This window comes from Kribbella ginsengisoli (assembly GCF_039537185.1).
GTDB classification, from domain to species: domain Bacteria; phylum Actinomycetota; class Actinomycetes; order Propionibacteriales; family Kribbellaceae; genus Kribbella; species Kribbella koreensis.
Genome location: NZ_BAABAA010000010.1, coordinates 41,275 through 63,000, shown reverse-complemented (window position 1 = coordinate 63,000; position 21,726 = coordinate 41,275). Strand labels below are relative to the sequence as shown.

Genomic DNA, 21,726 nt, shown 5'->3' with positions numbered 1-21,726 from the left:
CGAAATGGTCAGCCGGTCGGGTTCTCCTCGGCGTAGATGCTCGCCGCGTTGTCCTTGTCGATCAGGCGGGTCTTCAGGGTCTGCGTCTTCTCGATCGTGCCGCAGTCGACGAGGATCTTCTTGGCCGCGGCGATCGCTTCCTTGCCGTTGGTCGGGTAGGTGAAGGTGGCCGAGAGCCGGCCCTCCTCGACCGCCTTGATGCCGCCGGACGGGATCGGCAGCGCGTCGATGCCGATGAACTTCATCTCCTTCTCGCGGTGCACCGCCTTCGCCGCCAGGTAGGCGCCCTCGGCCATCGGGTCGTTGTGGGCGTAGACGAGGTCGATCTTCGGATTGGCCTTCAGCAGCGCGTCCATCTGCGCCTGGCCCTTCTCCCGCAGCCAGTCGCCGCTGGCGTCGGCGACGATCTTGATCTTCGGGTTCGCCTTGATCGCGTCGACGAAGCCCTGGTGGCGTTCGGCCTGTGGGGTCGCGCCGGCCAGGCCCTTGAGCTCGACCAGGTTGCCGCCTTGTGGGAGGAGCTTCTCGGCGACGTACTTGCCGGCCTCGGTGCCGATCTCGACGTTGTCGCCGCCGATGAAGCCGGTGTACGCGTCACCCTCGACCTTGCGGTCCAGGACCAGTACCGGGATGCCCTTGTCGTAGGCCTTCTTCACCACGGCGGTCAGCGGCTTGGCCTCGTTCGGGCTGATGATCAGCAGGTCGATCTGCTGGGTGAGGTAGTTCTCGACGTCCGCGACCTGCTTGGCGTTGTCCTGGGCGGCGTCGGCGAACTTCACGTCGAACTGCGGCACGTCCTTGGCCGCGGCCTTGATGTCGTCGTCCATCCGCTGCCGGTACGGCTCGGCGACGTTGGCCTGGCTCATCCCGATCACATACTTGCCATCAGCCCCTTTGCACTGCTTCGAGGCGCCTGCCTGCGGCTTGTCGGAGGTCCGGTCGTTGGTGGTGCCACAGCCGGCCAGGACGAGGGCGGCGACGGCCGCGGCGGCCAGCGGTGCTTTCAGATTGCGCATGACGAGCCCTTTCACTTGGTGCTTCAGGAGGCGGGACGGAGGCGTTGCAGCGCGGCCGCGGCGACGATCACGAGTCCCTTGATCAGCAGTTGGATGTTGGAGTCGATGTTGTTCAGGGCGAGGATGTTGTTCAGTACTCCGAGCAGCAACGCGCCGGCCACGGTCCCCGCGACCGAGCCGCGCCCACCCGCCAGGCTGGTGCCACCGATCACGACGGCGGCGATCGCATCGAGCTCGTAGCCGATGCCGTCGTTCGGGCTGCCCTGGTTGAGCTGGACGGCGTGCACGATCCCGGCCAGCGAGGCGAGCAGTCCGCAGATCGCGAAGACGGCGATCTTGACCCGGATCACCGGTACGCCGGACAGCCGCGCGGCCTTCTCGTTGCCGCCGACCGCGTACAGATGTCTCGAGAACGCGCTGACCCGCAGGAAAACGACCGCCGCGATCGCGACAACCGCGAAGATCAGCACCGGAATCGGCACCAACCCACCGAAGGTCCTCTCCCCGAGAATCGCGAAAGAATCCGGCGCCTCGTGCGGACCGTTGCCATAGGCAATCGCCACCCCCTGGCCATCGGACCAGATCCGCGCCAATCCACGCGCTATCTGCAGCCCCGCCAGCGTGACGATGAACGACTGGATCCCGATCATCGCCGTCGCCATCCCCTGCAACGCCCCGAACACCAGCCCGATCGCCAGCACCACCACAACAGACGGCAGAAACCCCCAGTCACTCTCCACCATCAGCACCGCCGACCCGACCGCCGCCAGCCCGAGCACGGCCCCCACCGACAGATCGATCCCCCGATCAGAATCACGAACGTCATCCCGACCGCGATGATCCCGATCTCCGAAACAGCCCTGACCACATTGGCCAGATTGTCCGCACTGACAAAGAGAATCTCCCCATCCCGCCTCGGCGAGAAAATGATCGCCGCGACAAACACCGCCAACAATCCAAAGACACTTTGAAAGCGGAACATGGTCGCCACGACGCCACCAGACTTCTCCGCAACCGCCGTCGGCGCCGTTCCGACGCCGACGGCGGTGGAGCTGGAAGCAGCACGGGTAGAAGCGCTGGTCGAGGAGAGGGAAGGCGCAGTGGCCGAAGGCCCGTCCGCCGAACGACCATCCGGCTGCTCCACAGCGGCCTCGGCTGATGCAGCCTCGACCACCGGATACTGAGCGGCGGCACCCGCCGACGCCACCGCGTCTTCCGGCTGCTCCGCACCGGCCTGAGCCGCAGGCACGTCAGCCGCTGTCCGCCCGGCGGCGTCAGCCGACGCCAGTTGGTCGGCCGGCCGCTGCGCGGAGGACGGTGTTGGGGCGTCCTGGGGGTTGGTCATTGGAGGGCTCCTTCTCCCATGGCGGCGGCCAAGAGGTCTCCTTCGGTGGAGTTGGTGGTGGTGAAGGAGGCGACGTCGCGGCCGTCTCGGAGGACTACTACTCGGTCGCAGACTCCTACTAGTTCGGGGAGTTCCGAGGAGGCGAGGAGGACACCGATGCCTTGGGCTGCGAGCTCACCCAGGAGGCGGTAGATCTCGGATTTGGCGTTGATGTCCACCCCTCGGGTCGGCTCGTCCAACAGCAGGAGTTGCGGGTTGGTGAGGAGCATGCGGCCGAAGACGACCTTCTGCTGGTTGCCGCCGGACAGAGTGCCGACCTCGTCCTGCAACCTCCCGTACTTCAACCGCAGCCGGTCGGCCATCCGCACCGACGCGGCCCGCTCCATCCGGCGCGCGATCACCCCCAACCGCCCGTACGCCGGAAGGCTCGAGACCACCGTGTTGGCGAGGATCGAGTGGAACAACACCAACCCCGAAACCCGCCGATCCTCCGGCACGAACCCGATCCCCCGCCGCAACGCAGCGCGCGGACCGGAAGGCCGGATCTCCTTGCCCTGCAACACGATCCGCCCCGACCGCGACCCACCCGGCGCAACGCCGTACAGAGTCTCGAGCAACTCGGTACGACCGGAGCCGAGCAACCCCGCCAGCCCGACGATCTCGCCGGCCCGGACGCTCAGCGAGATCCCCGCCGGATCACGCCGCCCCGGACGCGGCCGCCGCGGGGTCAGTACAAGATCTTCGACTCGGAGCAACTCATCCCCCGTCGCCACGTCCGGCGTCGTGAACATCGTCTGCACCGGCCGCCCGACCATCGCCTCGACCACCTCCGCCGTGGTCAGCGATCGCGGGTCGAAGCTCGCCACGTTCTGCCCGTTGCGCAGCACCGTCGCGCGGTCGGCGACCTGGGCGATCTCCTCCATCCGGTGCGAGATGTAGACGATCCCGACCCCGCTGCGACGGAGTTCGCGGATCACCACGAACAGCCGCTCGACCTCGGACGTCGTCAGCGCGGAGGTCGGCTCGTCCATGATCAGCACCCGCGCGTCGAGCGAGATCGCCTTCGCGATCGTGACGAGTTGCTGCTCGCCGACGCGCAGTTCGCCGACCGGGCGGCGCGGGTCGAGGGCGACTCCGCTGCGGATCAGCAGCGTGCGGGCTTCGCGTTCCATCCGCCGGCGGTCGACCGTGCGGAGCGGAGTACGGAGTTCCCGCCCGAGGAAGATGTTGTCCGCGACGGACAGCCCCGGCACCAGATCGAGTTCTTGGTGGATCATCGCGATCCCGGCGGCCTGCGCGTCGGTCGGGCCGTTGAAGGAGACCGGGGAGCCGTTGATCTCGATCTGCCCGTCGTACCCGGTGACGTCGCCGGACAGGATCTTCATCAGCGTGCTCTTGCCGGCACCGTTCTCCCCGAGCAGCGCGTGCACCTCACCCGCGCCGAGGGTGAAGTCGACCTCACGACAGGCCTGTACGCCGCCGTAGCGCTTCCCGATCCGGGTCATCCGGACCAGGGCCGCGGCCTGTGGCATGGCACCTCCGCGATCGAGCGAGTAATCGATTTCCCGGACGCTAGACCCGCACGCCGCGCACCGTCAACCCTTCACCGACCCTAGGCCCCCATCGGCACCGATTGGCAGCCTTTCCACCCACCCCGAAACCCACCCCGACCGCCCCGCCGCACCCGCCGCACCCGCCGCATCCGGCGTATCCGGCGCACCGACGCACCGACGCACCGACGCACCGACGTTGGCACCTTGAACACCCAACGGCGGGCTTGAACAAGCAATAACGTGTTCAAGCCCACCGCTTGGTGTTCAAGGTCGCCACTCCCTGCGCAAGCCCGCCACATGTGGGTTCGGACACGCAACGGCGACCATGAACAGGCAATAACGTGTTCAAGGTCGCCGCTTCATGTTCAAGGTCGCCGCTTGGTGTTCACGGTCGCCGCTTGAGGTGCGGGCCCGCGTGATGTCGGCTCGCCATCGAAGGGGGGTGGCGCGGTTGGGGAGTGGGAGGCTACTCGTCCAGCCAGGCGCGGACGGACTCGTCGTGCTCGCCGAGGCGAGGTGGCGGCAGGTTGGTCTCGCGCGCGCCGGCGTACGGGTTATCGTCGAAGCGGAGCGGTGGGCCGGGGAGTTGGATGGACCCGAGGGTCGGGTGCTCGACGTCGATCAGCAATCCCTGCGAAATCGTCTGCTCCCACTCGTAGACCTGCTGGAAGTCGCGCACCTTCCCGGCCGGGATCCCCGCCTCAGCCAAACCGCGCAACCACTCATCAGCCGGCGCCGCGCTGAAGGCCGCCTCGATCGCGGCGGTCAACTCATCGCGATGCGCCACCCGCAGTGGATTGGTGGCGAAGCGCTCATCCGAAGCATCCAGCCCGACCAGCGGCGCGAAGGTCCGCCACTGCGACTCACTCCCGACCGCCACCTGCACGATGTCGTCCTTGGTGCGATACATCCCGTACGGCGCGATCTGCGCGTGATGATTGCCGACCCGCTCAGGCAGCTCCCCCGCGACCGTCCACTTCGTCCCGTGGAACGCATGAACCCCAACCACCGACGCCAACAACGAAGTACGAACCACCCGCCCAAGCCCAGTGACATTCCGCTCGTGCAGCGCGGCCAGCACCCCATACGCCCCGTACATCCCCGCCAGCAGATCAGCGATCGGTACGCCGGTCTTGGTCGGCTCCACCTCACCCGTGATGCTCATCAGCCCGCCCTCCCCCTGAGCGATCTGGTCGTACCCGGCCCGCCCACCCTCCGGCCCGTCGTGCCCGAACCCGGTGATCGACAAGATCACCAACCGCGGATTCAACTCATGCAACCGCTCGACCGAGAACCCGAGCCGGTCCAGCACCCCCGGCCGGAAGTTCTCCAGCAACACATCGGCCTTCCGCACCAGCCGGCTCAGGAACTCCTTGCCCTCCGCCGACTTCAGATCCGCGGTCACCGACTCCTTGTTCCGGTTGGCCGACAGGAAGTACGTCGACTCCCCCTCCACGAACGGCGGCCCCCAGCCCCGGCTGTCGTCCCCACCGTCCGGAGTCTCCACCTTGATCACCCGCGCCCCCAGATCCCCCAGCATCATCGCCGCATGGGGACCCGACAACGCACGAGTCAGATCGACGACCACCAGGTCAGACAAGAGGTTCTGCACCTCCTCACCCTAGGCGTAGCCTGCAATGAACCGAGGGGGTTGTGATGGCGTTCACTGGAACGGGGACGAAGGACGATCCGTGGGTGTTGAGTACGCCGCCCGGCGGGTCGCAGTACGAGATGTATCGGGATGACGACGTACTGGTGTGTCAGGTGGGCAGCACCAGGCTCAGTTATCAGGCGCGATGCATCGAGGATCTGCACGAGATGCTGAAGAAGCACGGGGACTGGATGTTGCTGGGCAATGCGGATGAGCAGAAGCCGGCGGCGCCGGGGACGGTGGAGGCTTGGGCTCGCGCGGAGGACAACCCGGTGGGTGGGTGGTACGGGTTGAAGAAGGGCTTCCGTGGGCGGTTCGCGAACTACGTGCCGCCGCTACTGGAGGCGCTCGGGCTTGCGGAGGTCGAGCACAACGCCCGCAACAATCGGATGCGAGCCCTCTAGACCGCGGACCCGGGCCGTTTAAACGCGGACCTTCCGCACCAGCGACGCCAGGCGTTGGGTCACATCGCGCGGCCGTTCCTGCATGAGCATGTGGCCGGCGCCGGGGTACATCCAGAGGCGGGCGGACGGTAACAGTTGCGCCATCCGGTTGGCGTGGCGTGGTCCGATCAGGCGGTCGCGGGTGCCGTGCATGATCTCGACCGGGATCTGGTCGAGCACCTTCAGCGCGTGCCCGCGGTCGTGCCGGACGATCTCCTCGAAGAACCCGCCCAGCGACGGACCAGGCAGCCGCGCCATGTCCGCCAGCAGGATGTCCACCTCGGCCGGATCCACATGCTTCCCGAACGCCAACTGCCGCAACGCAGGCCGACGAGCCGCCGCTGACAGTCCTTGCCGCCAGGGAGCCGGTACTACCGAAGCCCGCCGCTCAACCCGCGCACCCGCCAGGTGTACCGCCCGCGGCGCGAGCAGCGCGGCAGATGCATCGAATCGCGCCGGCAACCCGAAGGCCCGCGAAGCCAGCTGCCCCGACGACGTCCCGACCAGAGCCGCCGCCGCAATCCGCGTCCCGAACAACTCCGGCCGCGTCTCGGCCAGCGCCATCAACGTCATCCCGCCCATCGAGTGCCCGGCATAAACCACCGGCCCATCCCCGACCACCTCGTCGAGCACGAACGCCAGATCCTCAGCCAACTGCGAGATCCGCGCGGTACCGGCCGGCGCAACGTCCGACGCCCCATGCCCGCGATGGTCATAGGCGACCACCCGTACGCCGCCGGCGCCCAGCACCCGAGGCAGCCCACCCAACTGGTGATGCCAACTCCGAGTAGAACAAGTCCACCCATGCGCCAACAGCACCGTCACCGGCGCCGCAGCCGATCCTGTTGTCTCGACGTGCAGGCGCACTCCATCGGGAGTAACCACCTCGGTGGAGACTTCATCAGATCGTTCTGCCTGCATCGTCATATCTTCCCCAGTTTGTCTGTCCACTCGCCCAGCCCGCCCTTGCGGCGCTGCGAATTCGTCCGCCACCGGACCACCCGATCCGCCACCGACGGCAGATGCCGGGCGAACCCGACCGCCAGCCCCGTCGACCTGGTCGACGCCCGGTTGCGCGGCGGACGCGCAGCCCCGGCGACCGAGACGATCGTGCCGACCACCTGCGCGACGGTCTCGGCCGGAAGGAACAACCCGAGGTCGACGCCGCGCGCAAGAGAGGCGTCGTGGATCGGAGTCGGCACATAGCCCGGGTAGATGACGCTCACATCGATCGCCCGGCCGTTCTCGATCCGCAGCGCGTCCGCGTACGTGTCGATCGCCCGCTTGGAGACCAGGTACGACGCCGCCAACGGCAGCGTCACGTACGCCAGCCCGGAGGACACGAAGATCACCCGGCCACGGGCGGCGCGGAGTACCGGCAAAGCCGCCGCGGTGACACCCCAGCCGGCGAAGAGATTGACCTCGATCACCTTGCGGGCAACGGCATCCGGCACTTCCCCGGCGAGTGCCGGTACGCCGATGCCCGCATTGTTGATCAACAGGTCCAACCCGCCGAGCCGCTCAACCGCCTCGGCCACGGCCCCCGGAATCTGATCCGCCTGCGTCAGATCACACTCGATGACGTCATCACTCTTCTGCAGATCGAGCCCGACAACCGAAGCACCCCGAGCCCGCAACTGCTCGACAGTCGCCGACCCGAAAGCCCCAGCCGCACCCGTGACCAGCGCCTTCTTCCCGCGCAGATCCCAGGCACCCTTCCGCAACCCAGCCCGCCCACTCACGCGGACTCCCGCTCACGCCGCGACCCCTGAGCCTCCAGGTGCGCAGCCCGCAGGCGCCCACCGCGAGCTCCACGCCCGACCAGCCAAGCGATCCCGGCGATCTCCAGCGACCCGACGACGGCGAGCAACGCATACCCGCCGTTCCACATCCACCGCGGTACGTCGGTCCGCTCCTCCCGCCGCAACGTCTGCTGCTCCCCGATGAACTCGACCGTCTGCCCGTTCGACACCTGCTCGGCCGGCTTCTCGATCTTCAGGTCCTCCGGCGCGTAGACCCACATCGCGACCATGTCCCGCGCCCCTTGATGCAGCCGGATCATCGACTTCCACTTGCCGTACATCGGCAGCGGCTCGGTCGACCGGTAGGTGCCGTCAGCAACCTTCTCCATCGCGTGCGTCATCGACCCGCCACCCTGCCAGGCCAGCGCCTCGAACCACCGCGCCCCGTCCGCAGCGTCGACCGGATTCATCGAGACCGTCACGTACGCCGTCGGCTCCGACCCGATCGACGCCGGCTCCAGCGACACCGTCGCGCTCACCCCAGGGTCGGCCGACCGAGGTACGCAGAAGAAGAGCGCTGCCAGTACCACGACCAGCCCGACCGCCCCGAGCTGATGCGTCAACCGCACCGGCGGAGTCATCCGCACCTCGCCCGCCACCTCGGCGTACCGGGTAGCCAGCCATGCCCCGAGAAGCCCAGCACCAAGACCGGTCACCAAGCCGAAGCCAAGAGCCGGCGGAAGCATCGAGGCGGGCCAGTGAATCGGCATCCACACCTGCGACCACCCGTACTCCACAACCACGCCGACCGTGCCGATCAGCGCACCCGAGACGAGTCCCAGCCGGAACCGGTTCTTGTTGCCCAGAGCAAACGCCGCGAGCTCGACCAGTACCGCCTCGGCGATCAGCAGCGGGAAGTGACCGAGGATCTCGCCCAGCGGCTGATCCACCGCCCAGGCAATCCCGCCGCGAATCACCAGGTACGTCGCGAGCGCGCCGAACGTCACGAAGGGCCCGCGCCGCGCCCGCAGCAAAGTGAAGGCCAGCGTCGACCCGAAGACGATCAGAATCGGCTGCAAGATCAACGGAAACTGCGGTACCCCGTAGTTGAACTCGGTGCTGAACAGGTCCCACGCGATCAGCAGAGCGCCGACCGCGATGATCTCCTGCGCCCGCCGGCGCCAGTTGAGACCGGCCAGTTGCTCGACCTCGGCCGAAGCGAGCAGCCGGGCGAAGATCGAGAAGACCACACCGCCGATCATCAGCAGGTGCGTCGGCCCCCAGAGCGTGACGTCCTCACCGAACAATCGGTGCCAGACGTCGTCGAGCGGGAAGCCGACCAAGGCGAACGTGCCGCACACCGTCACCAGCGCCGCGCTGCACGGGATCCGCCAGCCCTTGGTCAGCTTGATCGTCCGGGCCGGCAACGGCTTGCGGGCCAAGGCGATCGGCAGGACGCCGGAGATGATCACGCCGAGGATGCCGAAGAAGATCGGGTAGTGCGCCGGCGTACCGAACGGGCCGGTGTCGCGGCCGCGGTCGATGTGCACCGCGATGTCCCACCAGACCCCGAAGGCGCAGGCGAGCAGCGAGACGGCGTGCAGGTACGGCGTCAGCGCAGCCCATCGGGGGACTCCGTCCAGTCTCCCGATGGTGTCCGCGAGGCGCCCTACCAGCGTCACCCGGCCGGTGCGTTCCCGCCACAGCAGCACGGCGAGTGCGAGGTACATCAGCGAGACCAGCCCGGTGACGATCGCGATCTGGCCGAATGACGCGGTTCCGGTGGTGGCCGCCAGAGGGACCGTCATGGGGAGCTCCTTCGACATACGCCAGAGGCAATGTTACATAAGCTATGTAACGTGTAATCTGGGAGACTGTCAAGGTGGGAGGACAGATGCCGGCCGAGTCGGGGCCAGAAGCCGAGTTCACGGTCGACCAGCTCGCGGCCAAGGTGGGCATGACGGTGCGGAACGTGCGCGCGTACGCCGGCCGCGGCCTGATCCCGCCCCCTCGCCTGGCCGGCCGCACCGGGTACTACGGCGCCGACCACGTCGCCCGGCTGACCCTGGTCCGCGAGCTGCTCGACAAGGGCTACACGCTGGCCGCGGTCGAGCGGATGATGAGCGAGCTCCCCGACGGCGCGCTGGCGCTGGGCGTGTTCGAGACGCTGGTCAGCCCGTGGACGCCGACCGAGCCCGAGGTGATCACCGAGCAGCAGCTGGCCGATCGGGCGGGCATCCCGCACAACCCGGACACCATCGCCAAGCTGGTCGAGCTGGGCATCGCCGAGCGGCAGGACGACGGCCGGCTCCGGATCCCCAACCCGGACCTGCTCCGTACCGGCCTCGAGGTGATCAAGCTCGGCGTACCGCTGGAGGCGATCTTCGAGATGCTGCCGAAGCTGTTCGAGCACGCCGACGCGGTCGCGAAGGTCTACGTCGAGCTGTTCCGCAGTACCGTCTGGCGGCAGTTCGCCGACGCGGGCCTGCCGGCCGACGGCTGGCCCGAGATCCAGCGCACCCTGGAAAACATCATCCCGCTGGCCGGCCAGGCCCTGGTGGCCTCCTTCCGCGAGGCGATGGGCCGCGAGATCGAGGTCGTCGCCTACGAAGAACTGGGCCTCGCCCCCGACACCCTCCCCTCGACCGGCTGACCCGCGTAGTCCCCGACCAGCCTGCCGTCAGGAGCCCACCGGTGAACTTTCGCCCGAGCTATCCGATCAAAACCGAGCGCCTCGATCTGCGTCCGCATCGGATGGACGATCTCGACGACCTCCTCGCCTTCCACTCCGACCCGGAGGTCGTCCGGTACGTCCCCTGGCCGGTCCGCAACCGCGAACAGGTCCGCGCCGCCCTCGAGGTCAAGCTCACCCAGGACGCGCTCACCGAGCCCGGCCAATGGCTCGTCCTCGCGATCGAGCTCCGCGAAACCTCCACCGTCATCGGCGAGGTCCTCCTCAAGTGGGACAGCGATATCAACCGCCAAGGCGAGCTCGGCTACGCCCTCCACACCGGCTACCACGGCCGCGGCCTGGCCGCCGAAGCCGCCCGGGCCATGCTCCGGATCGGCTTCGAGGACCTCGGCCTGCACCGCATCCAGGCCAGCGTCATCAACGGCAACACCGCCTCCACCAAACTCCTCGAACGCCTCGGCATGCACCAGGAAGCCCACCTGATCGAAAGCCTCTATTTCAAAGGCGAATGGTGCGACGACCTCATCTGGGCCATCCGCGAGCAAGAATGGCGGTCCAAGTAACAACCAAGAGGGGGAACACGCCACCGCCGGCACCTGTTCGATGGTGATGCCGGCCCGCTTCACCATCCGGGCAGCCGTCACCAACTTCACCATCCAGCTGGCGCAGAACTGCCGCACCGCCGGGCTCGAGAGCGCCACCTGGAACGGTTCGACCACCGGGTCGACCTGGCCCGAGCTGCTGATCTTCGACTCTCCCGGATACACCGACAAGCTCACCATGTACGCGAACCTCACGCCGGTCGGCCGGACCACGTGGATCGGCACCAGTGCCTACGACCACGACTTCAACGACGTCACCCAGACCAATGCGACGTCGTACACGAAGTACGGGTCGTCGGCGACCATCATCGGGGGCCGGAAGGGGACGAAGACGGCACTGGTGGCGACCGTCGGGTACTACAACCCGAAGCTCAACCAGTACGTCCGCTGGCCGAACAAGCCGGTCACCTTCCAGTACCAGGACAAGGGCAGCACGGTCTGGAAGTTCCTGAAGTCGGTGACCACCAGCAAGACCGGCCAGGCCGCCTACACCTACTACCCGAACAAGACCAGGACCTACCGGGCGTACGTCCCGCAGAACGCGACTTTGTGGGACTACTACACGGTGGCGATCAGCCGCTGACCCGAACCGCGTAACCTCAGGCTGAGCCGACAGTTATCGTTTGGTCGCACTATGTCACGATCGCCCGGCTCAGTCCTGAGGACATTGATGAAGAAGGCAGTTCTGGTATTGGTCACGGCCGTGGCCGTGATCGCCGCAGCACTGATCCCCTCGGGGCGGCCCGTCGTGGCCGCGACCTCGGCTTCGGGGCCCGGGTTCGGGTCGGCGTTGTCGGCGGTCCGGCAGTTGGCCTGGCAGACGAATGCGAGCGTCAACACGCTCGCTGTCGCAGGCAACACCGTGTACGCCGGTGGGCTGTTCACCCGGATCCGGCAGCCGGGCAAGGCTGCCGGCCAGGGCGAGTCGGTTCGGACGTACCTGGCCGCCTTCAACCGGACCACCGGCAAGCCGCTCGCGTTCGCCCCGAAGCTCAACGGCGCCGTGTGGTCGATCGCGACCAGCCCGAACGGGCGCTGGGTCGTGGTCGGCGGCGACTTCACCACTGTGAACGGGCTCGCCCGCAAGCACCTCGCGATGTTCAGCGTCGCCACCGGCAAGCTCGTCGTCGGCTGGCATCCGGCGGTCGCCTACCGGGTCTCCGCACTCGCGATCGGCGGCAATAGCGTGTACTTCGGTGGCTCGTTCGGCCGGGTCGACAACACCGAGCGCAACAACGTCGCCGCGGTCACCCTGTCCACCGGCGCGCTGCTGCCGTGGGACCCGGACGCCGACGACGACGTCTACGCGATCGACCTGGCCGACAGCGGCCGGCGGGTCTTCATCGGCGGCGGCTTCAACGAGATCCAGGGCGAGGACCACTACGCGCTGGCGATGGTGAGCCCGACCACCGGGGCCCCGATGCGGATGCCGGCCGCGGCCGCGATCCCCGAGCCGTCGCCCGACTGCCAGAGCCGGGTCAAGGACATCGACACGCTCGGCAGCAAGGTGTTCGTCTCCAACGCCGGCAGCGGACTGGGGTGCTACGACGGCGTACTGGCCGCCGATGCTGCCACCGGCAAGCTGCTCTGGCAGAGCAACTGCCTGGGCGCGACCGAGGCGATCAAGGCGATCGGGAACTGGCTCTACAAGGGTTCCCACGCGCACGACTGCAGCCGGGACGGCGGCTTCAAGGACGGGAGCGGCACCCACCACCTGCTGGTCGAGAGCACGATCAACGGCAAGCTCGGCCCCTGGCACCCGAACACCGACGCCGGCGGTACGACGGACGTCGGCCCGCTCGCCTTCGCCTCGGGCGGCAACGACCTGTGGGTCGGCGGCGACTTCTCCCGCGTGAACGGCGCCCTCCAGCAAGGGCTCGGGCGCTTCACCAATGCCGCTGGTGGCGCTCAGCCGGCGCTCCCGGCGGCGCCGAAGGTGTCCAGCACGGTCAAGAACAAGGCGACGGTCAGCTTCGCGACCGTGGTCGACGCGGACAACATCTCGCTGATCTACTCGCTGTTCCGCGGCACCACCAAGGTCGCGAGCTGGAAGCGCAACTCCTACCCGTGGACGAAGCCGGTCGTGACGACCTTCACCGACGCCAAGGTGAAGAGCGGCAAGACGGTCAGCTACCGCATCCAGGTCAGCGACGGCCGCAACGTCAGGACCGGCCGGGCAGCCGCGGTGAAGGTTCGCTAGCCGGTTCAGCAGGCTTCTCGATATCGCCGAGGTCGGCGTCCCAGTCGTCCTCGTCGTCGTCGACGGCGTTCGCGTCGTTGCGCCGGGCGATCCGGACGAACGCGATGATCAGCAGGATCGGCCCGAGGAACATCGCCGCCTCGGGCACACCACCCATGTGCAGCGCGATCAGCTGGGCGATCATGACGCGGTCACCAGCGCGATCCCGCCCGCGGTGAAGGCGACCATCGCCGCCAGCATCGGGTACTGCGCCCGCCGCAACTGCCGCCGCCGGAACAGGTGGGTCGCGCGATCGTGCGCGGACACCACCCCGAGCACGTGCCCGAGCACGATCGCGCCGATCTGGACGGCCGCGATCAGCCCGGTCCCCAGGAACGCGTAGTCGATGCGGGTGCTCCCGACCCCGAACAGATCCCAGCCGCGCCCGAACGGATCCGTTGCCAGCAGCAAACCTTCCTGCCCCTGGAACATCGCGAACGAGAAGTAGTGCGCGACGGCGTACCCGATCGCGATCGGCACCAGCGAGTGCACGAATGCCCCCGGCAGACCCGCATTGCCCAGCCCACCAGGACGGATCCGAGCCGCGCCCGTCGCCCGGGCGGCCAGCAGGAAGAGCATTGACACGACTGCGACCGCGACCAGCAGGCCGAGCGTGTAGACGAGCAGATGTCCGCCATGCCCGAGCTCACCGGTCTGGTTGGTCCAGGCCGACCACCGGCTGATGCCGTCGAAGGCGGTCGATCCGAGCAGCAGGCAGAGCAGCCCGACCATCCCCCGCTCCTGCGGGATCGTCGCGAGCCCAGCGAGCGGATTGCGCAGCACGAGCCGGCGATTGGAGTCGCGACCCAACGGGCTGAGCTTGGCGAGCGCCTCGGCGTACACCTCGAAGCTGTCGCCGATCGCGAACCAGGGCGGGCCGTAAACGATGCCCGCGGCAACATTCACCATCGCGTAGCCGGTCACGAAGACGGCGACGACGAGCGGCTCCGAGCCGTCGGGGAAGACGAGCTCCAGCCACAGAAACCCGAACAGCCCCGCGACCGCCGGCCAATAGGCGATCCCCTGAGGCAGCTCCCGGTACGCCGTACGCGGCACCCACCCGGCGATCGTGCGCAGCGGATTGGCGAGCCGCCACACCGGCCCGAACAGCAGCGACACCGGGATGATCCCGACCCAGATCCAGACGTAGAGCCAGGTCGGCGCCGGATTGCGACTCGGCGAATCACTCCCGAACCACGCCACCCCGAGCAACAACCCGAACGCCGCCAACCCAATTGCCTTGAGCAACCAACGAACGGTCCGGGCGTCGACCAACCCCGTCAGCCAGGCGAGCGGGACGTCGCCGGCCCCGGCCTGCCCGCGCAGCGGCGTACCGGCGCGCAGGCCCCCCGCAGTGGGTTCGAAGCGGGGTTTTGACCAGAAGGCGGCCAGGGCGAAGAAGGAGACGGCTACCGCGGCGGTTGCCGAGTAGATGGCGAGCCAGAGCGGTACCGGCAGGTCGCCCCGGCCACCGATGCCGTGCAGCGGGACCAGCAGCGTCACGGCGCCCTCCGATCGACTCGCTATCTGACCGATCGAATGTAACACGATCGATGTCACATAGCGACAGCTCGCGAGTGCACCGGTCAGCGAGTCCTGTACTCCGAGGCGTCGAAGTGCCGGGTCAGCTGCCGGAAGCGGAAGGTGAAGGACGGCCAGAGGGTCGTATTACGGCCGGCCGAGTCCAGATACCAGCTGGTGCACCCACCGCGGGTCCAGATCGTGTTGCGCATCGACGACCGGACGCCGTCCACGAACTCCCGCTGCACCTCCGGCCGCACCTCGACCTCCCGCAGCCCGGTCGCGTCCATCGTGCGCAGCGCGTCCAGGATGTAGGCGATCTGCGACTCGATCATGAACACCATCGAGCTGTGGCCGAGGCCAGTGTTCGGCCCGATCAGCAGGAAGAAGTTGGGGAAGCCGGCGATCGCGGTACCGAGGTGCGCCTCCATCCCGTCGGCCCACGCCTCGCGCAGGGTCTTGCCGTCGCGGCCGTGCAGCATGTCCATCACCGGCAGGTCGGTGACCCGGAACCCGGTGCCGTAGATGATCGTGTCGACCTCGTGCTTCACGCCGTCGTCGGTGACGATCCCGGTCGGGGTGACCTCGGTGATCGCGTCGGTGACGACGTCGACGTTCGGCTGGGCGACGGCCGGGTAGTAGTCGTCGGAGATCAGCACGCGCTTGCAACCGAGGGTGAAGTCCGGCGTCAGCTTCGCGCGCAGCTCGGGGTCGCGGATCTGCTGGGCGAGGTGGCGTTCGGCGATCTTCTGACCCTGCTTCATCATCGCGGGCAGCTTGGCGAAGCCGAGCACGAGCGACTCGCGGCTCCAGTAGATCCCGGCCCGGACGGCCTTCTGCACAAGGGGAAACGCGCGGTAGATGCGCTTCTCGGCAGCGCTGATCTTGCGGTCCGGCCGCGGCATCACCCACGGCGGCGTCCGCTGGAACAGGTGCAGCTCCTCGACGTCGGGCTGGATCGCCGGTACGAACTGGATCGCCGACGCGCCCGTGCCGATCACGGCCACCTTGCGGCCACTCAGGTCGAGGTCGTGGTTCCACTGCGCGGAGTGGAAGACCTCGCCCTCGAACTGCTCGATCCCGGGCAACTTGGGGATCGACGGCTCGGCCAGCGGACCCATCCCGGACAGCAGCACGTCGGCGGTGAAGTCGCCCTGGTTCGTGTGGATCAGCCAGTGATCGCCCTGCCAGTGCGCCGACTCGACGGCGTGGCCGAAGCGGATGTGGGGGCGGACCCGGAAGCCGTCGGTCACCTTCTGCAGGTACGCCTCGATCTCGGGCTGCGGCGAGAACGTGCTCGACCAGTCCGGGTTGGGCGCGAACGAGAAGGAGTACAGATGCGAGGGCACGTCGCAACGGCAGCCCGGGTAGGTGTTGTCCCGCCAGGTCCCGCCGACATCCTGCGCCCGCTCCAGTACGACGAAGTCGTGGTAGCCGGCCTGCTTGAGCCGGACCGCCATCCCGATCCCGGCGAACCCGGTCCCGATCACCACGATCCGATGCTGTTTCATACCTTCCCCACCCCGCCGCCCCGATCGGTGAGCAGTCATGAGTAACCCTCCAGAGGCCGACGACTTCGAACTTACTCCGAGTAAGTTACTCCGAGTCAGTTAGAGTGTGCAAGTGACCTCGACCACGGACAGCCCCGTACCGGCGACCGGCACCGCGGCCCCGGATGCCGTCGGCGGCGTGCCGGTGAAGCGGCGGCGGGACCGCGCGGCGCGGGAGCGGGAGATCCTCGACGCGGCCGAGCGGATCTTCGGCGAGCGGGGCTACCAGGGCACCTCGATGGACGACATCGCCGCCGCGGTCGGCGTCTCCAAACCGCTCGTGTACCAGTACTACGGCTCCAAGGACGGCCTGTTCCTCGCCTGCCTGTCCCGCCTGCGCGCCCAACTCCTGGACACGGTCTCCGACGCGGTCCTCGCCGCCGCCGACCCCGAGCAGGCCATGTACGCCGGCTTCGTCGCCTGGTTCACGTTCCTCGACGAGCACCCGAGCGCCTGGTCGGTGATGGTCGACGAGGGCATGCTCGCCGCCGGCCCCGCCGCCCAGGCCGCCGACGAGGTCCGCGCCGAGTTCGTCGCCCTGATCGCGATGATGGTCCGCCTCAACCTCCCCGCGGATCACCCACACGACGAGGAAGAAATCCAGATCGTCGCCCAGTCGGTCTCCGGCGCCACGGAACGCCTAGCCATCTGGCGCACCCGCAACGGCGGCACCCCCACGCCGGAGAAGTTGGCGGCCACCCTGCAGCGACTCCTGTGGCAGGGGTTGGACTCGTTGCGGGGGTGACCTTCGTCGGCGACACCGGCGCGCTAGCCGTCGAGCCGTCCCAACCGCCAGCCCATCAATCACCTCCGGTCACCCCTCCCCTCGCCCCCTCCACGCCTCCCTCCCGCCTCCCTCCCGCCTCCGGCGCGCCTGGGTCGTCGCGGCCTGCGATGGGATTGATGGGGTGGAGGTCGGCGCTCCCGATCCCCCCATGATCTGATTGACGTTTGTGCGTACATTCAGGGTCCCGCCGACCGCCATGGTCCTGGGCGGCGTCGTGTCCGTGCAGTTCGGTGGGGCGCTGGCCGCCAAGCTGATCCAGCAACTGGGGGCCGCAGGCACCGTCTCCCTGCGACTGGCACTCGCCGTACCGATCCTCCTGCTCATCGCCCGCCCGAGCCTGCGCAACCGCACCAAGCGAGACCTCCTGGCAGTTGTTGCCTTCGGCATCGTCCTCGGACTGATGAACCTCTCCTTCTACCTGTCCCTGGAGCGACTCCCGCTCGGCGTCGCCGTCACCATCGAGTTCATCGGGCCGCTCGGCCTGGCCGCCGCGATGTCCCGCAAACGCCGCGACCTCTTCGCCGTCGCCGGGGCCGCGCTCGGCGTCGTACTGGTCAACGGCCATGAACTGGGCAAGGTCGACTGGCTCGGCGTGGGATTCGCCGGGCTGGCCGGTGCCTTCTGGGCCGGCTACATCCTGCTCAGCGCGGAGACCGGCCGCCGCTTCGCCCAACTCGACGGCCTGGCGCTCGCGATGATCGTCAGCACCCTCATCACGGCCCCCATCGGCCTGATCACCGCCGGCAGCGACCTCCTGCACTGGCACTCCCTCGCGATCGGCCTGGCGATCGCCGTGCTCTCGTCGGTACTTCCCTACTCACTCGAGACGCTCGCGCTGCGCCGGATGAAGCCGGTCGTCTTCGGCATCCTGATGAGCATCGAGCCGGCCGTCGGCGCCACCGCCGGCTTCCTGATCCTCAGCCAGCGGCTCGCCGTCATCCAGCTGGCCGGGATGGCCTGCGTGGTGGCCGCCTCGATCGCCATCACCCGCACCTCCCGCTCCGAGGCGCCGGACATCTAGACCGCCGGATTTCCCAGCGGCCAGGGCATCCAAACATAGGATCTCCGCCGCGAGAATGCGCATTCTGAGTTGCTCTGACGTCTTGACGGCGGTCAGACATCCGAGCAAACTAACGATGACTTCGGTCAGATCTCTTCTATATTCACCTTCGCAACAGCCGCCCCCGGAAGGTGCTTGAGAAGATGCCACCGCTCGATCGCCTCTGCCCGCGACCGAGCGGCTGTCGTCGATCTGTGTGAGCCTGCCGGGTGCGGCGCGAGGGTCCATCCGAAAGGACACCGCCCCCATGAAGTCGTCAAGGATGAAGCTGCGAAGTCGCGTGGCCATCGCGGCCCTCGCGCTCGCCACCGGCACCGCCGGGTTGATAGCGACCTTCGCCCCGGCCCCCAAGGCCGACGCCGCCTCGACCGCCGCCACCGCAAGTAGCGCCGCCGCGGCGCTGCCCGCCGGGTTCAAGAGCATCGGCTACCTGCCGTCGTGGGCCGGCAGCGTCAGCGCCGTCCAGTACAGCAAGCTCACCCACATCAACTACGCGTTCGTCCTGCCGAACTCCAACGGCACCCTGCAAGGCGTCCCCGACAGCGGCAAGCTGTCCTCGCTGGTGAGCACCGCGCACGCCAACGGGGTCAAGGTGTCGCTGTCCATCGGCGGCTGGAACGACGGCAACGACTCCGCGTTCGAGTCGTTCGCGGCCAGCTCCGGCGGTCGCACGACCTTCACCAACGCGGTGATGGGCCTGATCAACCAGTACGGCCTGGACGGTGTCGACATCGACTGGGAGTACCCGGACCCGGGCGCCTCCGGCGACCACTACACCCTGCTGATGCAGCAGCTGAGCAACACGCTGCACGGCCAGGGCAAGCTGCTCACCGCGGCCGTCGTCTCCGAGGGTGACACCGCGAACGGCGTACAGCCGGCTGTCTTCGGCTATGTCGACTGGCTGAACATCATGGCGTACGACGGCGGCAGCCCGCACGCCAACTACGACTGGTCGATCGCCTCGGCCAACTTCTGGAAGAACCGCGGCCTGCCGAAGGCCAAGACCGTGCTCGGCGTGCCGTTCTACAGCCGGCCTGGCTACCTGACCTACTCGCAGATCGTCGCGATGAACCCCAACAACGCGAACGTCGACTGCATCCAGGCCAACGGCGCCCAGCAGTGCTACAACGGCATCCCGACGATCAAGCGCAAGACCACCTGGGCGGTGGCCAACGCCGGCGGCATCATGAACTGGGAGCTGTCCCAGGACACCACCGGCAGCACCTCGCTGGTCAGCGCGATCTTCGACGCGGCGGGCGGTACCGGTACTCCGCCGACCGGTGGCAAGACCGGCCCGATCAAGGGCATCGCCGGCAAGTGCGTCGACGTCGCCGGCGGCAACAGCGCGAACGGTACGGCGGTCCAGCTCTGGACCTGCAACAGCAGCGCCGCGCAGACCTGGACCGTTGGCACCGACGGCACGATCCGGGCCCTCGGCAAGTGCCTGGACGTCGCCGCCGCCGGTACTGCGAACGGCTCACTCGTGCAGCTCTACGACTGCAACGGCACCGGAGCCCAGGGCTGGCAGGCCCAGTCGAACGGCAACCTGCTGAACCCGAACTCCGGCAAGTGCCTGGACGCCACCGGCCAGAGCTCGGCCGACGGCACCCGGCTCCAGATCTGGACCTGCGCAGGCAGCGCCAACCAACTCTGGACCCTCCCCGCCTAACCACCCCGAACCCCGGCAAGCCCACATGTGGTGGGCATGAACACCAAACGGTGGGCTTGAACAAGGTATGTCTTGTTCAAGGCCACCGTTACCTGTCCGAGCCCACCACAGGTGGGCTTGCCACCCTGACGCTCGACCCTGAGTGGGCGCTGACGGATGTCATGGGTGGGTCGTGACGGCCGATCCAGGGCCGGAACGGCCGGCACCGGCAGCATTCTGGGTATGACGACAACGACTGCGGTCACCCTGAGCGGTGTGACCAAGAGGTACGGCAACGTACAGGCTGTCGCCGGGGTGGATCTGACCATCCGCTCGGGCGAGGTGGTGGCGATGCTGGGCCCGAACGGCGCCGGCAAGTCGACCACGATCGAGATGCTGCTCGGCCTGGTCCGGCCCGACCAGGGCAGTGTCCAGGTCTACGGCACCTCGCCGGCCGAGGCGATCGCCGCGAGCCGGATCGGCGTGATGCTGCAGAGCGGCGGCATCATCGAGGACGCGAAGGTCGGCGAGCTGCTGAACCTCGTCGCCGGGTTGCACAAGGATCCGATGCCGGTCGGCGAGGCGCTCGAAGCGGCCGGGATCGCGGACCTGTACGGCCGCAAGATGAAGGGCCTGTCCGGCGGGCAGAAGCAGCGGGTCCGGTTCGCGATGGCGATCATCCCGCAGCCCGACCTGATCGTGCTCGACGAGCCGACCACCGGGATGGACGTCGAGTCCCGGCGTGACTTCTGGGCCTCGATGCACGCCGAGACCGCCCGCGGCCGGACCGTGCTGTTCGCCACCCACTACCTCGAGGAGGCCGACGCGTACGCCGACCGGGTGGTGCTGATGCGCAGCGGCCGGGTCGTTGCCGACGGCACCGCCGCCCAGATCAAGGCGAGTGTGTCCGGCCGGACGATCCGCGCGACCGTACCGGGTGCCGACCTCGCCACGCTGGCGTCGCTGCCCGGAGTACGGAATGTGGAGACCCGTGGCGACGTCGTGCTGCTGCAGTGCGGCGACTCCGACCACACGTTGCGCTATCTGCTGAACAACACCCCGGCCCATGACATCGAGGTGACCTCGGCCGACCTCGAGGACGCCGTACTGGCGCTGAGCGCCGACCAGGAGGCAGTCGCATGAACCTCGACTATCTGAAGTTCGACATCCGGCGGACGCTGCGGAACCGGCGGGTGGTGATCTTCGCGATCCTGATGCCGGTGATCCTGTTCGCCATCTTCGGCCTGACCATCCCCAAGGACGCCAGCGAGAGCGGCATCTCGGCGATCGCCTACGTGATGGTGAGCATGGCGATCTTCGGTTCGATGTCAGCCGCGATGAGCAGCGGCGGCATCATCGCCGCCGAACGCGACGGCGGCTGGAACCGGACCCTGCGGCTCACCCCGCTGAAGCCGCAGGCCTACGTGATCAGCAAGGTGATCTTGTCGCTGCTGCTGGCGATCCCGCCGCTGGTGGTCGTCTTCCTGTTCGGCATGACGGTCGGCGACGTGCACCTGAGCGTCTCCCAGTGGGTCTCCGTGGCGCTGGTCTCCTGGCTCGGCGCGCTGCCGTTCGCGGCGATCGGCCTGGTCATCGGGTACGTCGCCAAGCCGGACAGCGTGCAGCCGATCACCGGTCTGAGCACGATGCTGATCGCGGCCTTCGGCGGACTGTGGCTGCCGGTCGACTCGATGCCGTCGCTGATGAAGCACATCGCCCAGCTGACCCCGGCGTACTGGACCGGGCAGAGCTCGCGCAGCGCACTGTCGCAGAACGGGCTGGACATGAACGCGGTGCTGGTGGTGCTGGCCTGGACGGTCGTCCTCGGATTCATCGCACTGCGCCGGTACCGCGCCGACACGGCCCGGGCCTGAGCC

21 protein-coding genes are annotated in these 21,726 nt (G+C 68.1%); 10 read left to right on the top strand and 11 right to left on the bottom strand.

Annotated elements, in window-relative coordinates; genetic code table 11:
• Nucleotides 1-8 precede the first annotated feature (8 nt).
• The 5 genes from ABD768_RS30730 to ABD768_RS30710 form a co-directional block, all read right to left on the bottom strand.
• The gene (locus tag ABD768_RS30730; protein ID WP_344846467.1) at nucleotides 9-1,016 is read right to left on the bottom strand and encodes a substrate-binding domain-containing protein; all 1,008 of its coding nucleotides are present in this window, start codon (nucleotides 1,014-1,016) and stop codon (nucleotides 9-11) included.
• A 23-nt stretch (nucleotides 1,017-1,039) separates the two neighbouring features.
• Nucleotides 1,040-1,804: an ABC transporter permease gene (locus tag ABD768_RS30725; RefSeq protein ID WP_344846465.1), complete on the bottom strand. Its 765-nt coding sequence runs from the start codon at nucleotides 1,802-1,804 to the stop codon at nucleotides 1,040-1,042.
• Complete coding sequence (locus ABD768_RS30720; protein WP_344846463.1) at nucleotides 1,759-2,265, bottom strand: hypothetical protein; 507 nt, start codon at nucleotides 2,263-2,265, stop codon at nucleotides 1,759-1,761. The genes ABD768_RS30725 and ABD768_RS30720 overlap by 46 nt, the downstream gene beginning before the upstream one ends.
• Nucleotides 2,266-2,357: 92 nt before the next feature.
• Entirely contained in the window at nucleotides 2,358-3,893 is a 1,536-nt protein-coding gene (locus ABD768_RS30715) for a sugar ABC transporter ATP-binding protein (RefSeq protein WP_343980298.1), read from the bottom strand.
• A gap of 487 nt (nucleotides 3,894-4,380) precedes the next feature.
• A complete protein-coding gene (locus ABD768_RS30710) occupies nucleotides 4,381-5,526 on the bottom strand; it encodes a CaiB/BaiF CoA transferase family protein (RefSeq protein WP_344846461.1) in 1,146 nt (381 codons plus the stop codon).
• Between the two features lie 44 nt (nucleotides 5,527-5,570).
• Here ABD768_RS30710 and ABD768_RS30705 point away from each other — a divergent pair, with 44 nt between their 5' ends.
• Complete coding sequence (locus tag ABD768_RS30705; protein ID WP_344846459.1) at nucleotides 5,571-5,969, top strand: DUF6855 family protein; 399 nt, start codon at nucleotides 5,571-5,573, stop codon at nucleotides 5,967-5,969.
• 18 nt (nucleotides 5,970-5,987) lie between these two features.
• Here the strand turns inward: ABD768_RS30705 and ABD768_RS30700 are convergent, their stop codons facing one another.
• The 3 genes from ABD768_RS30700 to ABD768_RS30690 are packed head-to-tail and all read right to left on the bottom strand — an operon-like array spanning nucleotide 5,988 to nucleotide 9,558.
• Nucleotides 5,988-6,929, bottom strand: coding sequence for an alpha/beta fold hydrolase (locus tag ABD768_RS30700; RefSeq protein WP_344846457.1), 942 nt, complete (start codon nucleotides 6,927-6,929; stop codon nucleotides 5,988-5,990).
• Between the two features lie 2 nt (nucleotides 6,930-6,931).
• Nucleotides 6,932-7,750, bottom strand: coding sequence for an SDR family NAD(P)-dependent oxidoreductase (locus tag ABD768_RS30695; RefSeq protein ID WP_343980289.1), 819 nt, complete (start codon nucleotides 7,748-7,750; stop codon nucleotides 6,932-6,934).
• A complete protein-coding gene (locus tag ABD768_RS30690) occupies nucleotides 7,747-9,558 on the bottom strand; it encodes a hypothetical protein (RefSeq protein ID WP_344846454.1) in 1,812 nt (603 codons plus the stop codon). The genes ABD768_RS30695 and ABD768_RS30690 overlap by 4 nt, the downstream gene beginning before the upstream one ends.
• An 86-nt stretch (nucleotides 9,559-9,644) precedes the next feature.
• Here ABD768_RS30690 and ABD768_RS30685 point away from each other — a divergent pair, with 86 nt between their 5' ends.
• The 4 genes from ABD768_RS30685 to ABD768_RS30670 all read left to right on the top strand — a co-directional run bounded on the left by ABD768_RS30685 (nucleotide 9,645) and on the right by ABD768_RS30670 (nucleotide 13,244).
• Nucleotides 9,645-10,403 (top strand): MerR family transcriptional regulator, encoded by a 759-nt coding sequence (locus ABD768_RS30685; RefSeq protein ID WP_343980283.1) that lies wholly within the window; start codon nucleotides 9,645-9,647, stop codon nucleotides 10,401-10,403.
• 41 nt (nucleotides 10,404-10,444) lie between these two features.
• Nucleotides 10,445-11,005, top strand: a complete 561-nt coding sequence (locus ABD768_RS30680; protein WP_344846452.1) for a GNAT family N-acetyltransferase — start codon at nucleotides 10,445-10,447, stop codon at nucleotides 11,003-11,005.
• A gap of 46 nt (nucleotides 11,006-11,051) precedes the next feature.
• Complete coding sequence (locus ABD768_RS30675) at nucleotides 11,052-11,627, top strand: hypothetical protein (RefSeq protein WP_344846450.1); 576 nt, start codon at nucleotides 11,052-11,054, stop codon at nucleotides 11,625-11,627.
• 87 nt (nucleotides 11,628-11,714) lie between these two features.
• Complete coding sequence (locus ABD768_RS30670; RefSeq protein ID WP_344846448.1) at nucleotides 11,715-13,244, top strand: WD40 repeat domain-containing protein; 1,530 nt, start codon at nucleotides 11,715-11,717, stop codon at nucleotides 13,242-13,244.
• On the opposite strand, the gene ABD768_RS30665 is transcribed toward ABD768_RS30670, so the two are convergent.
• The 3 genes from ABD768_RS30665 to ABD768_RS30655 form a co-directional block, all read right to left on the bottom strand.
• Entirely contained in the window at nucleotides 13,207-13,428 is a 222-nt protein-coding gene (locus ABD768_RS30665; protein ID WP_344846446.1) for a hypothetical protein, read from the bottom strand. The two genes, ABD768_RS30670 and ABD768_RS30665, sit on opposite strands and share 38 nt — an antisense overlap.
• The gene (locus ABD768_RS30660; protein WP_344846444.1) at nucleotides 13,425-14,786 is read right to left on the bottom strand and encodes a hypothetical protein; all 1,362 of its coding nucleotides are present in this window, start codon (nucleotides 14,784-14,786) and stop codon (nucleotides 13,425-13,427) included. The genes ABD768_RS30665 and ABD768_RS30660 overlap by 4 nt, the downstream gene beginning before the upstream one ends.
• Before the next feature lie 83 nt (nucleotides 14,787-14,869).
• Nucleotides 14,870-16,315 carry a flavin-containing monooxygenase gene (locus tag ABD768_RS30655; RefSeq protein ID WP_344846442.1) on the bottom strand — a complete coding sequence of 482 codons (1,446 nt, stop codon included), beginning with the start codon at nucleotides 16,313-16,315 and terminating at the stop codon, nucleotides 14,870-14,872.
• A 112-nt stretch (nucleotides 16,316-16,427) separates the two neighbouring features.
• On the opposite strand from ABD768_RS30655, the gene ABD768_RS30650 reads away from it, so the two are divergent.
• The 5 genes from ABD768_RS30650 to ABD768_RS30630 all read left to right on the top strand — a co-directional run bounded on the left by ABD768_RS30650 (nucleotide 16,428) and on the right by ABD768_RS30630 (nucleotide 21,723).
• Nucleotides 16,428-17,099, top strand: coding sequence for a TetR/AcrR family transcriptional regulator (locus ABD768_RS30650; RefSeq protein WP_344846440.1), 672 nt, complete (start codon nucleotides 16,428-16,430; stop codon nucleotides 17,097-17,099).
• Between the two features lie 208 nt (nucleotides 17,100-17,307).
• Nucleotides 17,308-18,162, top strand: coding sequence for an EamA family transporter (locus ABD768_RS30645; protein ID WP_344846438.1), 855 nt, complete (start codon nucleotides 17,308-17,310; stop codon nucleotides 18,160-18,162).
• A gap of 286 nt (nucleotides 18,163-18,448) precedes the next feature.
• The gene (locus tag ABD768_RS30640; RefSeq protein WP_344846436.1) at nucleotides 18,449-19,870 is read left to right on the top strand and encodes a glycosyl hydrolase family 18 protein; all 1,422 of its coding nucleotides are present in this window, start codon (nucleotides 18,449-18,451) and stop codon (nucleotides 19,868-19,870) included.
• 222 nt (nucleotides 19,871-20,092) lie between these two features.
• Nucleotides 20,093-20,992 (top strand): ABC transporter ATP-binding protein, encoded by a 900-nt coding sequence (locus tag ABD768_RS30635; RefSeq protein ID WP_344846434.1) that lies wholly within the window; start codon nucleotides 20,093-20,095, stop codon nucleotides 20,990-20,992.
• A complete protein-coding gene (locus ABD768_RS30630) occupies nucleotides 20,989-21,723 on the top strand; it encodes an ABC transporter permease (RefSeq protein ID WP_343980251.1) in 735 nt (244 codons plus the stop codon). Before ABD768_RS30635 ends, ABD768_RS30630 begins: the two co-directional genes overlap by 4 nt.
• The last annotated feature ends 3 nt before the right edge of the window (nucleotides 21,724-21,726 follow it).